Annotated in this window: 10 protein-coding genes; 6 read left to right on the plus strand and 4 right to left on the minus strand. The window is 71.5% G+C overall.

The features are described 5' to 3' along the window. Positions 1–223: 223 nt before the first annotated feature. Positions 224–2,317: a primosomal protein N' gene (locus ACIRGA_RS20575; protein WP_400943115.1), complete on the plus strand. Its 2,094-nt coding sequence runs from the start codon at positions 224–226 to the stop codon at positions 2,315–2,317. Between the two features lie 73 nt (positions 2,318–2,390). On the opposite strand, the gene ACIRGA_RS20580 is transcribed toward ACIRGA_RS20575, so the two are convergent. Continuing rightward, positions 2,391–3,770, minus strand: coding sequence for a hypothetical protein (locus tag ACIRGA_RS20580; protein ID WP_400943116.1), 1,380 nt, complete (start codon positions 3,768–3,770; stop codon positions 2,391–2,393). A 97-nt stretch (positions 3,771–3,867) separates the two neighbouring features. Between ACIRGA_RS20580 and ggt the strand changes: the two genes are divergently transcribed. The 4 genes from ggt to ACIRGA_RS20600 all read left to right on the plus strand — a co-directional run bounded on the left by ggt (position 3,868) and on the right by ACIRGA_RS20600 (position 8,716). Next, a complete protein-coding gene (gene ggt / locus ACIRGA_RS20585) occupies positions 3,868–5,679 on the plus strand; it encodes a gamma-glutamyltransferase (RefSeq protein ID WP_400943118.1) in 1,812 nt (603 codons plus the stop codon). A gap of 174 nt (positions 5,680–5,853) precedes the next feature. After that, positions 5,854–6,780 (plus strand): methionyl-tRNA formyltransferase, encoded by a 927-nt coding sequence (gene fmt, locus ACIRGA_RS20590; RefSeq protein WP_400943120.1) that lies wholly within the window; start codon positions 5,854–5,856, stop codon positions 6,778–6,780. Continuing rightward, on the plus strand, positions 6,777–8,213 hold the full coding sequence (locus tag ACIRGA_RS20595; protein ID WP_400943121.1) for an RsmB/NOP family class I SAM-dependent RNA methyltransferase: 1,437 nt from the start codon (positions 6,777–6,779) through the stop codon (positions 8,211–8,213). Before fmt ends, ACIRGA_RS20595 begins: the two co-directional genes overlap by 4 nt. Then, the gene (locus ACIRGA_RS20600; protein ID WP_400943123.1) at positions 8,210–8,716 is read left to right on the plus strand and encodes a flavoprotein; all 507 of its coding nucleotides are present in this window, start codon (positions 8,210–8,212) and stop codon (positions 8,714–8,716) included. The genes ACIRGA_RS20595 and ACIRGA_RS20600 overlap by 4 nt, the downstream gene beginning before the upstream one ends. Here ACIRGA_RS20600 and ACIRGA_RS20605 read toward each other — a convergent pair. The 3 genes from ACIRGA_RS20605 to ACIRGA_RS20615 all read right to left on the minus strand — a co-directional run bounded on the left by ACIRGA_RS20605 (position 8,713) and on the right by ACIRGA_RS20615 (position 11,834). Further along, positions 8,713–9,837: a serine hydrolase domain-containing protein gene (locus ACIRGA_RS20605; RefSeq protein ID WP_400943124.1), complete on the minus strand. Its 1,125-nt coding sequence runs from the start codon at positions 9,835–9,837 to the stop codon at positions 8,713–8,715. The two genes, ACIRGA_RS20600 and ACIRGA_RS20605, sit on opposite strands and share 4 nt — an antisense overlap. A 105-nt stretch (positions 9,838–9,942) precedes the next feature. Then, the gene (locus ACIRGA_RS20610; protein ID WP_400943125.1) at positions 9,943–10,602 is read right to left on the minus strand and encodes a response regulator; all 660 of its coding nucleotides are present in this window, start codon (positions 10,600–10,602) and stop codon (positions 9,943–9,945) included. Then, entirely contained in the window at positions 10,599–11,834 is a 1,236-nt protein-coding gene (locus ACIRGA_RS20615; protein WP_400943126.1) for a sensor histidine kinase, read from the minus strand. The genes ACIRGA_RS20610 and ACIRGA_RS20615 overlap by 4 nt, the downstream gene beginning before the upstream one ends. A 146-nt stretch (positions 11,835–11,980) precedes the next feature. Here ACIRGA_RS20615 and rpe point away from each other — a divergent pair, with 146 nt between their 5' ends. Continuing rightward, positions 11,981–12,667 (plus strand): ribulose-phosphate 3-epimerase, encoded by a 687-nt coding sequence (gene rpe, locus ACIRGA_RS20620; RefSeq protein WP_400943231.1) that lies wholly within the window; start codon positions 11,981–11,983, stop codon positions 12,665–12,667. Positions 12,668–12,756: the final 89 nt, after the last annotated feature.

The raw sequence follows: 12,756 nt of genomic DNA on the forward strand, positions 1-12,756 counted from the left end.
CTTGCCTACCTTGAGGGTAGGGAAGGAGGCCTTCACGACATCCGGGCTGTGCCGCAGGGCGTGATTCGCGTGCTTGGAGACGTAACTCGCGTGCTCAGGGCCGTAACTCACGTGTGCGGCCTCCAAACACGCGAGTTACGGCTTCAATCACGCGAGTTCCGGGTTCGGTCACGCCGGCCACGCGGTACGGCCGGTGGCGGGGGAGTCTGGTAGAGATCACCGGGTGAGCAGCAGTCCCGAACCGACCCCGTTGTGGGACCTTCCGGAGCCTCCGAAAGCCGAGCCGGCGCGGAAGGCCAAACCGTCCCGCGCGAAACCCGCCAGCCGCCGCGGAGCGCAGAACCCCGCGCCCGAGAACCCGGTCGCGCGGATCGTCGTGGACATCCCGCTCACGCACCTCGACCGCACCTTCGACTACCGGATCCCCGAGAAGCTGCACGAAGCCGCCGTGCCCGGCTGCCGGGTGCGTGTCCGGTTCGCGGGGCAGCTCGTCGACGGGTACCTCGTCGAGCGCGCCGACACCACGGAGTTCACCGGAAAGCTCGCGTACATCGACAGGGTGACCTCCAGTGAGCCCGTCCTGCCCCCGGCGCTGCTCACGCTCTGCCGGTCCGTCGCGGACCGCTACGGCGGCACGCTCAGCGACGTCCTGCGGCTCGCGATCCCGTCACGGCACGCGAAGGTCGAAGGCGAACCGCCCGCCGAGCCCGCGCCGACGCCGGAACCGCCCGAAACCACGGCTTGGGAGAGGTACCAGAACGGTCCCGCCTTCTTGGAGGCCATCGCGGAACGGCGTCCGGCCAACGCGGTCTGGCAGGCGTTGCCGGGGGAGGACTGGCCGCACCGGCTCGCGGAAGCGGCCGCCGTCGCGGCCGCGGCCGGACGCGGGGTGGTCATGGTCGTCCCCGACCACCGTGACCTGACCCGGCTGCACGACGCGTGCGTTTCCTTGCTAGGTAACGATTCCGTCGTCGCGCTGATCGCCGGGCTCGGCCCCGCCGAACGCTACCGCCGCTGGCTCGCGGTGTTGCGTGGCGCGGTGCGCGTGGTCGTCGGCACGCGCGCGGCGATGTTCGCGCCGGTCGCCGATCCCGGTCTGTTCGTGGTGTGGGACGACGGCGACGACGTCCACCTCGACCAGCACGCGCCGTACCCGCACGTCCGCGACGTGCTGATGGACCGCGCGCACGCCGCGAAGGGCTCCATGCTCGTCGCCGGTTTCGCACGCACCGCCGAGGCGCAGTTCCTGGTCGAATCGGGCTGGGCGCAGCCTCTCGTGGCGGCCCGGCCCGAGCTGCGGGCGGCCGCGCCGCGGGTCACCCCGGTCGGCGAGGACTTCGACGTCGCCCGAGACGAAGCGGCGAAGGCCGCGCGGCTCCCGTCGGTCGCCTTCGAGGCGGCCCGGCAGTCGCTGGCCGGTGGATTCCCTGTGCTGGTGCAGGTTCCGCGCCGTGGGTACGTCCCGGGGCTCGCCTGCGGCAACTGCCGGACGTCGGCGCACTGCCGCCGGTGCGCGGGCCCGCTCTCCTTGCCGGGCGGACTGATCGACGGCGCGCCGAGGCCGCCAGCCTGCCGGTGGTGCGGCGTCCCCGAGACGAACTTCCATTGCGCCGCTTGCGGTTCCGTGCGATTGCGGGCGGTCGTCGTCGGGTCGAAGCGCACCGCGGAGGAATTGGGCCGCGCGTTCTCCGGATTCCCGGTGCGGACCTCGGGCGCGTCGGAGGTTTTGGCTTCAGTGCCGGGGAAACCGGCGCTGGTGGTGTGCACGCCGGGCGCCGAGCCGGTCGCGGAAGGCGGCTACGGCGCGGCGCTGCTGCTGGACGGCTGGGCGCTGCTGGGGCGGCAGGACCTGCGCGCGGGGGAGGAGACCCTGCGCCGCTGGATGGCCGCCGCGGCCCTGGTGCGGCCGGGAACCGAAGGCGGGCGCGTGTTCGTCGGCGCGGAAGCGGGACTCGCGGTGGTGCAGGCTCTGGTGCGCTGGGACCCGGGCTGGCACGCGAGCCTCGAACTGGCCGAGCGGCGCGAACTCGGTTTCCCGCCCGCGATGCGGATGGCGAGTATCGAAGGCACGCCGGACGCGGTCGCCGGACTGCTCGACGACCTGGCCCTCCCGGAGACCGGCGAGGTGCTAGGCCCGGTGCCGCTCGGCGACGTCGACGAGGACGGCAACGCCGAACGCGAACGCGCCCTGGTGCGCGTCGCGCGGCCGGACGGGAAGGCGCTCGCCGCCGCCGTCCACGCCGCAGCCGCGCGCCGGGACGCGCGCAAGGCGTCCGAACCCATCCGGATCCAGCTGGACCCCCTGGAGCTCATCTAACCTCCGCGTTTCGTCCTCTGGATGCGGTAGTTCGGCTTCGAACTACCGCATCCAGAGGACTGAATGCGTGGGGTCAGAGGGTCGTGCCGGGGGTCGCGAGGACGTCGGCGCGAGCCGAAGCGTCCGGAGCAGGCGAAGCGGGCTTCGTGGCGGAGCCGCCCAGAGCGGAGGTGAGCAGAGTGACGATCTGCGAAGAGATCGCCGCCCGCCGCGCCTCGAAATCGGCGTCGGTCAGCGCCGAAGGATCGGTGGGCGTGCCGAGGACGGGAGTGTGCAGATGCCCGCCCGCGATCCCGGTCAGGCCGAGGCCCGTCCGCAGCCGATTGCTTCGGTACATCGATTCATTGCTGAGATAGTTGCCGCCGCCACCGGAAGCGGCGATCTCGCCGGGCTTCGGCGCGTCCGTCCGGCAGACCGCCGTCCCGGTTCCGGGGTTACCGCTGTCCGGCCAGACGCAGAACGCCTGGTTGTACAGCACCTGGTACGCCCCGGCGGGCGCGGCGAGCATCTTTTCGTACGGCAGCGTGGTTTCGATGAACTGGGCGGCCGGCTGCGGCCAGCCGTCGGCGGGCGGGACCGGGCCGCGGACGGGCTCGTCGAGGTTGTCCGGCGAACCACCGCGCCAGGCACCCGCCCAGCGCTCGATGTCGAAGCGGCCGGGACGGCCCTGGCTGATCGTCATGATCAGCTCCGGGCGCCGGAAACGGTCCTTGAACGCCTGGCCGTAGGCCGCCTCGACGATGCCGGCGTCGAAGTAGCTCCACACCACCGGGAACGACACGGCCTGGACCTGCGCGGGCCCCGTCGGGGTCTGGATCACCTTGCCGTCGAGATGCAGCGCGGCCGCGCCCGACGGGTTCGCGATGCGGACGCCCGCGCCGTTGAGGGTGAACGGGTCGAACCCGCTCACCAGTACGCGCCGCAGCTTCGGGCCGGACGGGAAGCGGGAGTCGTCGAGTCCTCGCGCGCCGAAGTCGAACGTCTTCAGCAGCTCAGCCCGGGCGGGCGCGGACAGCGGGAAACGCGGCGTCCACTGCCGCAACGCCTTGCTCATTCGCAGACGCGCCCAGTAGAGCGGGCGGTCGTCGGCCTTGTCGATGCTGCCGAGATCGGGACGGCGGCCCTGCGCGCGGTCGACCGCGGTCCGCCAGAGCCCGTCACCGGCGGTCTCGGCGAGCTTTTCGGCACGCAAAGCGGTCTTCGCCGCGCAGAGGCGCGTCGTGAAGTCGGAGACGAGCTTGTCGAATCCGGCGAGCCGGACGAGTTCCGGGCCGACCGCGGGACCGCCGGAAGGCATCGTCGCGGTGAGCCGCTTCTCCTCGACGGTGATCGCCGCGGAGTCGTCGAAGCAGGCACGCGCGCCTTCGGCTCGCGCGACGCCGGGGACCGCGAGGACGGGGACGGCGATGAGCAGCGGAAGGAACACGCCCCATCGCCTGCCGGGAGTCTTCATGGAGCGCATTCTTCTCATCCGGGCCGGGCGGCACCACCGACGTTCGCAGGTCCGGCCGGGTCTTGTCCGGGGTGGACAGGCGGGGCAGACTCGCGCCATGGCCGCGCACAGAAGCACTCCGGTACGTATCACCGCAGTCACCGCGATCGCCGCCCTGATCGGCACCGCCGCGCCGGGGATGGCGGCGGCCGCGCCACCGACACCCAAATCTCCGACCGCCGTCGGCTATCTGGGCGCGGTGTCGAGTATCGACGCGGACGCGACCGCGATCGGCACGAAGATCCTGCGCGAGGGCGGCAACGCCGTCGATGCCGCCGTCGCGACGGCCGCCGCGCTCGGCGTCACCGACCCGTTCTCCGCCGGGGTCGGCGGTGGCGGCTTCTTCGTCTACTACGACGCGCGCACCGGCAAGGTGCACACCCTCGACGGCCGCGAGACCGCCCCGTCGACGGCGAACGAGAACCTCTTCGTCGAGAACGGCAAGGCGATCCCGTTCTCCGAAGCCGTCACCAGTGGATTGAGCGTCGGTGTGCCCGGCACGCCCGCCACCTGGCAGGAAGCCCTGCGCAAGTGGGGGACCAAGTCGCTGGCGAAGGCGGTCGAACCCGCCGAAGAACTCGCCCGCAAGGGCTTCACCGTCGACCAGACCTTCAACACCCAGATCTCCAACAACGCCGCCCGCTTCTCGGCGTTCCCGTCCACCCGGTCGCTGTACCTGCCCGGCGGCGCGCCGCCCGCGGTCGGCACGACGTTCAAGAACCCGGACCTCGCGGGCACGTACGCGCAGCTCGCCGCGAAGGGCACCGACGTGCTGTACCGCGGCCCGATCGGCGCGGACGTCGTCGACACCGTGCGGAAGCCGCCGGTCGACCCCGCCTCGACGCTGAAGGTGCGTCCCGGTGACCTGACCGCGGCCGACCTCGCGAAGTACCGCGTCGTCGAGCGGAAGCCGACCAAGACCCAGTACCGGGGTCTCGACGTCTACGGCATGCCCGCGCCGTCGTCCGGCGGGCTGACCGTCGGCGAGGCGCTGAACATCCTCGAGAACACGAAGCTCTCGAAGCTGGAGAAGGCCGACTACCTGCACTACTTCCTGGAGTCGACCCGATACGCATTCGCCGACCGCAACCGGTGGATCGGCGACCCGGCCTTCGTCGACGTCCCGGCGAAGGAACTGATCAGCCAGAAGTTCGCCGACAGCCGCGCGTGCCTGATCGACCCCGCGAAGGCCGGGACGAGCCCGGTCGCGCCGGCGGATCCGCGCGATCCCACGCCGTGCGTGGCCGGGACGAACGCCGCGCCGACGCCGTACGAGGGCGAGAACACCACGCATCTCACGGTCGCCGACCGATGGGGCAACGTCGTCGCCTACACGCTGACCATCGAGCAGGAGGGCGGGAGCGGCATCGTCGTGCCGGGCCGCGGGTTCCTGCTCAACAACGAATTGACCGACTTCTCCTTCACCCCGGTGACGCCGGGCGTGCCCGACCCGAACCTGCCGGGGCCGGCCAAGCGCCCGCGTTCGTCGATGGCGCCGACCATCGTGTTGGACCACGGCAAGCCGTTCCTCGCCGTCGGCTCGCCCGGTGGCGCGTCGATCATCACCACGGTGCTGCAGATCCTCACCGGCCGCATCGATCGCGGGCTGAAACTGGTCGACGCCATCGCCGAACCGCGCGCCTCACAGCGGAACTCGGCGGCCGCGCAGGTGGAGCAGGCTTTCCTGGACCAGACCGAGGTGCTCGCCGCGCTGAAGGCCAAGGGACAGGGCTTCTCGACGGCGCCCGCGGAGATCGGGGCCGCGACCGGCGTCGAACGGCTGAGGGACGGCCGGTGGCTCGCCGCCGCCGAACCCACGCGCCGGGGTGGCGGCTCGGCGGCCGTCGTCCTGCCCTGGCCGCCCCGCTAGGACCACTGCGCGTGAAGGCCCCCTTCCCTCGGCTCAGCAGAGGGAAGGGGGCTTTCACGCGCTTCAGCGGAGTGCCAGGGGAGCGCGGGCGCGCCGGGGTGGTGAGGTCCTTCTAGACTGCAGAGCGATGTTCGCCCTGTCAGAGGTACCCGTCCCCCCGGCGGAGGTGCGTTGATGCGCCTCGTCTTCGCCGGCACCCCCGAACCCGCCGTCCCGTCGCTGCGCGCGCTTCTCGCGTCCGAGCAGCACGAGGTCGTCGCCGTCGTGACCCGTCCGGACGCGCAGGCAGGCCGTGGCCGCCGGGTCGTCCGGTCGCCGATCGGCGCGCTGGCCGACGAGCACGGGATCGAGGTGCTGACCCCGCCGAAGGCGAGCGACCCCGCGTTCCTCGCCCGGCTCGCGGAGATCGCGCCCGACGCGTGCCCGGTGGTCGCGTACGGGGCGTTGCTGCCCCAGGCCGCGCTGGACATCCCGCTGCACGGCTGGGTCAACCTGCACTTCTCGCTGCTGCCCGCGTGGCGTGGCGCCGCGCCGGTCCAGGCCGCGATCCGCGCCGGGGACGAGATCACCGGCGCCTCGACGTTCCGCATCGTCAAGGAACTCGACGCGGGCCCGGTCTACGGCGTGGTCACCGAGCAGATCGCCGGCACCGACACCGCCGGGGAACTGCTCGCCAGGCTGGCGGAGTCCGGGGCGAAGCTGCTCGTGTCCACGATGGACGGAGTCGCCGACGGCTCGCTGCGCGCGGTCGAGCAGACCGGCGACGGCGTGAGCTACGCGCCCAAGGTGACCGTCGACGACGCGCGTGTGTCGTTCGCCGACCCGGCCGCCGCGGTCGACCGGCAGATCCGCGCGGTCACGCCGGAACCGGGCGCGTGGGCGGAATTCCGGGGCGAGCGGCTGAAACTCGGCCCGGTGACGATCGTCGACGAGCCGGGTCCCCCGCCCGGCGAGCTGGTCGTGGAGCGCAAGCGGGTCCTGGTCGGCACGGCGTCGAAGCCGGTGCGGCTGGGCGAGGTGCAGGCGCAGGGGAAGAAGCGGATGGCGGCCACCGACTGGGCGCGCGGTACGAGGATCGAACAAGGAGAGCGCCTGCAGTGAACGAGCGTAGGGAACGCCGGCCGTCGAGGCCGGAGCGAGGCCGACCGGGCCCGCGTAAAGAGGGGCCCAGCCGCCCGCCGCAGATCGATCCGGCCCGGCAGGTCGCTTTCGACGTCCTTCGCGCGGTCCGGGAAGACGACGCGTACGCGAACTTGGTGCTGCCGCAACTGCTGCGCAACCGCCGGATCTCCGGCCGCGACGCGGCACTGGCCACCGAACTGACCTACGGCACCTGCCGCGCGGTCGGCATGCTGGACGCCGTCATCGAGGCCTGCCTCGACCGGCCGCTGGCCAAGGTGGACGCCATCGTGCTGGACGGGCTGCGGCTCGGCGCGTACCAGCTGCTGCGCACCCGCATCCCCCAGCACGCCGCCGTCGGGTCCACTGTGGACCTCGTCCGCGCCGAAGTCGGTTCCTGGATCGCGGGTTTCGTGAACGCGGTACTGCGCTCGGTGTCCGAAAAGGACGAAGAGACCTGGCTGAACGAACTGGCGCCGGACGAGGCCGTCGACCCGATCGGCGCCTACGCCCTGCGGACGGCGCATCCGCGCTGGGTCGCAAGGTCGTTCGCGGAAGCCTTGGGGGACAAGGGAGCGGAGCTGAAGGCGGCCCTGGAGGCCGACGACGACCGCCCCGACGTCCACCTGGTCGCCCGGCCCGGCGAGATCAGCGCCGACGAACTGGCCGCGATCACCGGTGGCGACGTCGCCCCGTACTCGCCCTACGGCGTCCGGATGCCCGCGGGCTCCGGTGACCCCGGCGACATCGAGCCGATCAAGGAAAAGCTGGCCGCGGTACAGGACGAAGGCAGCCAGCTGTGCGCCGTCGCCGTCACGAGGGTCCCGCTCACCGGCTCCGACGTGCGCTGGCTGGATCTGTGCGCCGGTCCGGGTGGCAAGGCGGCGCTGCTCGGCGCGCTGGCGGTGGCCTACGGCGCCACCGTCGACGCCGTCGAGAAGGCTCCGCACCGTGCGAAGCTGATCGAGAACGCAGTCCAGGACCTGCCGGTGACCGTGCACGTCGCCGACGGCCGCGAGACCGGTCTCGAACCGGGCTACGACCGCGTCCTCGTCGACGCGCCGTGCAGCGGTCTCGGCTCGCTGCGCCGCCGCCCCGAAGCGCGCTGGCGCCGTCAGCCCAGCGACATCTCGGACCTGACGAAACTGCAGGGCCAGCTGATCACCGCGGCGCTGGACCTGGTCCGGCCCGGCGGCGTCGTCACCTACGTCGTCTGCTCGCCGCATCTGGCCGAGACCGAAGGCGTCGTGGGGGAGACCGCGCGCCGTGCCGGTGCCCAGATCGTCGACGCGCGGGAGTTCTTCCCGGACGTCCCGCAGCTCGGCAACGGCCCGTACGTCCAGCTGTGGCCGCACCGCCACGGCACGGACGCGATGTTCTGCGCCGTCCTGCGGAAGCCGGACTCCGCCGGGTGAGCAGGGTCCTCGGCCTGGTCGCGAGCTCGTGCGGCGGACTGGACACCCGGTTCGCCGCGCAGCTCGCGAAACCGGCCGCGGACCGCGGCTGGGAGCTCGCGATCACGCTGACCCCCACCGCGGCCCGCTGGCTCGAGGAGACCGGCGGGCTCGGTGACCTGGAGAAGTGCACCGGGCTGCCGGTCCGCAGTACCTCCCGGCTGCCGGGCGAACCCCGGCCGCATCCGGATCCCGAGGTGTTCCTGTTCGCGCCCGCGTCCGCGAACTCCGTGGCGAAGCTGGCGCTCGGCATCGCCGACAACCAGGCGCTGACCGTGCTCGGCGACGTCCTCGGCACCCCGGGCATCACGATCGTGCTGGGCTACCAGATCCAGGACACGCGGATGCACCATCCGGCCTGGCAGCGCCATCTCGACACGCTCGTCTCCGCCGGTGTCACCACCACGAGACTCACCCCGGAGACCTCGTGGACCTCCGTACTGGACCTGCTCCCGGTCGTTTAGCGGGCACAGAACCCGGTATCCAGCGCCTTGGCGAGGTCGTCCGACGCCTTGTCCGGCAACGGATCCTGGTTCACCACGACGTTCACCCGCCTGCCGTGCGGCACCGCGCCCGACAGGTTCGCGAAGCCGCGGATGTTGCCGCCGTGCCCCCAGAACTCGCCACCACAGGACAGCGGGACGGACGCGATACCGAGGCCGTACTCCGCGCCGGGAAGGCCGACGGGCGCCGGAACGGTGCGCTGCATCTCCGCCAGCTGCGGCCTCGGCAGGAGACGGCCGTCGATGAGCGTGCCGAAGAAGCGGTTCAGGTCTTCCCCGGTCGAAACGAGCCCGCCGGAGGCGCCGGCGGCCGACGGGTCGAGGTCAGTGAAGTCGACGAGCCCCGTCTCGTGCGGTGCGTATCCGCGCGGATGCGGTGACGGCAGGCTTTCGTCACCCCGCTGCGGCAGATAGGTGTCGCGCAGGCCGAGCGGCCTGGCGATCCTGTTCCGGATCTCGGTGGCGACCGAGCGGCTGGTGAGCTTCTCGATGAGCATGCCCGCGATGACGTAGTTCGTGTTGGAGTACGCCCACTTCGCGCCCGGTTCGAAGTCCGGCGGATGCGCCAGGCCGATCGCCACCAGCTCTTCGGGTTCGGCGCCGCGATGCCGCCACTCGTCGATGTCGAGATCGCGGACGTAGTTGTACAGCCCGCTGGTGTGCTGCAGCAGCTGCCGCACGGTGATCTTGGTGCCGTCGTTGCCGTTCCCGCGGACGAGCCCCGGCAGATACCGGTCGATCGGCGTGTCCAGCCGCACCTTCCCCTCGGCGACGAGCTGCAGGACCACGACGGCGACGAAGGTCTTGGTGACGCTCGCCGCCCGGAACTTCGAGCCGTGCGGGAATGGTGCCTTGGTCTTGACGTTCCCGACGCCTTCGCGCTCCGACCACGTCCGCCCGGACGGGTTCGTCACGGTCGCCTGCGCGCCGGGAACACCGTCCTGAACCAGCGTTTTCAGCGCCTTGTCGACCTCGTCATGTGGTTTGCCCGCGGCGAGCGCGGGGGCGGCGGTCGTCGCGGCGAGCAGCGCGACCAGGGAACCGACGGCGATGATCTTCTTGCCTGGCAAGGATTTTCGCATGAACCCAAGCTAGGGGTGCCCGGCTGCGGCGGCCATGGGGTAAGCCCCACAGTGGACGTGGGGTGTACCCCACTTTCCGGGGTGCGGGTGTCCGCACCCGAGAGGTCAGCGCAGGCTGTGCCCGGGCGCGACGACGCCGGTCTCGTAGGCGAACACCACCGCCTGGCTGCGGTTGGCCGCGCCCAGTTTCCCGAAGATGTTGCCCACATGGGTCTTCACGGTTTCGAGACTGATGACCAGCTCGGCCGCTATGTCCACATTGGACATCCCGGTGGCGATGAGCCGCAGCACCTCGGTCTCCCGTTTCGTCAGCGACGACGGCCGGGGAGCGAGGCCGGACGGCGCCGGGCGCGCGGTGACCATCCGGCGGATCGCGTCGGGGAACAGCAGTGTCTCCCCGGCGGCGATCGTCCGGATGGCGTGCGCGAACTCCTCCTTGCGCGCCCGCTTCAGCAGGAATCCGTTGGCGCCCGCCAGCAGCGCGTCGTAGACGTAGTCGTCGTTGTCGAACGTCGTGATCACGAGGACCTTCGGCGGCTCGGGGATCTCGGCCAGTACCCGCCGGGTCGCCTCGATCCCGTCCATGCCGGGCATGCGCACGTCCATCAGGACCACGTCGGGCCGCGTCCGCCGCACCAGGCCGACCACCTCGCCGCCGTCGCCTGCCTCACCGACCACCGTCAGATCCGGCTGGTTGTCCAGCAGCGAGCGCAATCCGGCGCGCAGCAAGGGTTCGTCGTCGACGATCAGGACGCGCAGTGTCATGAGCGCGACCGTAGCGGGATCGTGGTCACCAGCCGCCACAGCGGTTCCCCGTCGATGGCCGGCCCCGCGACGAGTTCCCCGCGCAAGGCTTCGACGCGTTCGGTGAGGCCCGGCAGCCCGTTGCCGCCACCGCCGGAGACGGCCGCGTGCGCCACGAGCGGGTTCACGATCTCGATCCGCAACGCGTCGGCGAGCACCGCGACCCGCACGGACACCGGGCCGGGATGGGCGTGCCGCAACGCGTTCGTCAGTCCTTCTTGGACGATCCGGTACGCCTCCCGCGAAAGGGTCGCGGGCAGTTCGGCGGCGGGGCCGGTCAGCTCGTAGTCGATCACCGCGCCGCCCGCGCGGGCCCGTTCGGCCAGCGTCCCGGCCTCGATGAGCCGCCGCTCGGGTTCGCGGGACGACCGGTCCTCCCGCAGCAGGCCGAGCACGTGGTCGAGGTCTTCGAGCGCCGCCCTCGAAGACTCCTCGATGGTGCCCAGCGCCCGGCGCACCAGCTGCGGTTCGGAATCGACCAGTTCGGCGGCCGCGGCGGCCTGGATGGTGGACGTCGTCAGCGTGTGCCCGATGGAGTCGTGCAGCTCGCGGGCCAGCCGGTTGCGCTGCTCGAAGTGGTTCGCCCGGACTTCGGCGGCGGCGACGCGTTCGGCGGCGGACGGGCCCAGCAGGGCGACCGCGCAGTACTGGAACAGCCTGGTGAAACCGACGAGGACGTAGGCGATGACGACGAACGTGACCAGCGCGAGCGGCAGCGTCCACAGCCCGCCGGTGCCGGGTTCGACCGTCACCCGTTCCCCGAAGAACTCGATGGGGCTGCCGCCGCCTCCCACCCACACCAAGGCGAACACGAAGCCGAGCATCAGGAAACAGCCGAGGCCGAACAGCACCCAGCCGAGCGTGGTGTGCACGAGCAACCAGGCCGCCGAGCGCCAGCGCTCCGCCCACGCGATCTTCGTCCGCGGCGGGGGCTGGGCGATCCGGGTGCCCAGCATCTGGTTCGCGAACCACACACTCACCCGGCGCATCGGGCCCGGCAGCCCGGCCAGCGCGACCAGCACGCCTACGGCGAGCACGCCGTAGGCCATCTTCACCCGCACATCGCCCGGGACGAGGATGGCGGTGACGAGCGCGATCGGGAACGGGATCGCCGTCATCACCATGCCGAGGAGCCCGAACGGCACGCTCCGGTAACTACCGATCCGGACCAGGGGCTTGAGTGGGTTGACCATGGCCGGAACGCTATTCGCCCCGGACGTGCGCGCACCTCCCACTGCGGTGCCATTTCGCGTCATCCTCAAGACCGGCCGGGCGGTCACAGCCGGTTAGCGGGCGTTAGCGACGCCCTCTTACACTCGGGCGCGTGGCTCACCGACCTTTGATCGCACCCAGCATCCTCTCCGCGGACTTCGCCCGGCTCGGCGACGAGATCCGCGCCGTCGCGGGGGAGGGGAAGGGTGGGGGCAATACTTCAGTCCGCGCGGACTGGGTCCACGTCGACGTCATGGACGCGCACTTCGTGCCGAACCTGACCCTGGGCCTGCCGGTGGTGCGGTCGCTGCTCAAGGCCACCGACGTCCCGATCGACTGCCACCTGATGATCGAGAACCCCGACAAGTGGGCCATCGGGTACGCCGAGGCCGGCGCCTACAACGTCACCGTGCACGTCGAGGCCGCGCACGACCCGATCGCGCTGGCGAAGAACCTGCGCGCCGCCGGGGCGAAGGCCGGTCTGTCGATCAAACCGAACACGCCGATCGAGGACCACCTCGAGACCCTCAAGCACTACGACACGCTCCTGGTGATGTCGGTCGAGCCCGGTTTCGGCGGCCAGTCGTTCATCGAGGGTGTCCTCGACAAGGTGCGTACCGCTCGGCGCCTGGTCGACACCGGCCACCTCAAGCTCGTCGTCGAGATCGACGGCGGGATCAACGCCGACACCATCGAGCAGGCCGCCGAAGCCGGTGTGGACTGCTTCGTCGCCGGTTCCGCCGTCTACGGCGCCGAAGACCCTGGTAAGGCCGTCGCGGCGCTTCGCGAACAGGCGGCCCGCGCCCGCGGCTGATCCCGCCACTTGATCCGCCGTCGGGTCAGGAGAAGGAATCGGCCCGGATGGGTGTTGGATGAGGGAAGCACCGTCCCCGGCGACGGTGT

The sequence above is a fragment of the Amycolatopsis sp. NPDC102389 genome, from assembly GCF_044765885.1.
Classification (GTDB): Bacteria; Actinomycetota; Actinomycetes; order Mycobacteriales; family Pseudonocardiaceae; genus Amycolatopsis.

What these genes read in the sequence shown, in the direction of transcription:
- ACIRGA_RS20580 (WP_400943116.1), bottom strand. Translation starts at nt 3,770, where the DNA reads ATGAAGACTCCCGGCAGGCGATGGGGCGTGTTCCTTCCGCTGCTCATC.
- ggt (WP_400943118.1), top strand. Translation starts at nt 3,868, where the DNA reads ATGGCCGCGCACAGAAGCACTCCGGTACGTATCACCGCAGTCACCGCG.
- fmt (WP_400943120.1), top strand. Translation starts at nt 5,854, where the DNA reads ATGCGCCTCGTCTTCGCCGGCACCCCCGAACCCGCCGTCCCGTCGCTG.
- ACIRGA_RS20605 (WP_400943124.1), bottom strand. Translation starts at nt 9,837, where the DNA reads ATGCGAAAATCCTTGCCAGGCAAGAAGATCATCGCCGTCGGTTCCCTG.
- ACIRGA_RS20610 (WP_400943125.1), bottom strand. Translation starts at nt 10,602, where the DNA reads ATGACACTGCGCGTCCTGATCGTCGACGACGAACCCTTGCTGCGCGCC.
- ACIRGA_RS20615 (WP_400943126.1), bottom strand. Translation starts at nt 11,834, where the DNA reads ATGGTCAACCCACTCAAGCCCCTGGTCCGGATCGGTAGTTACCGGAGC.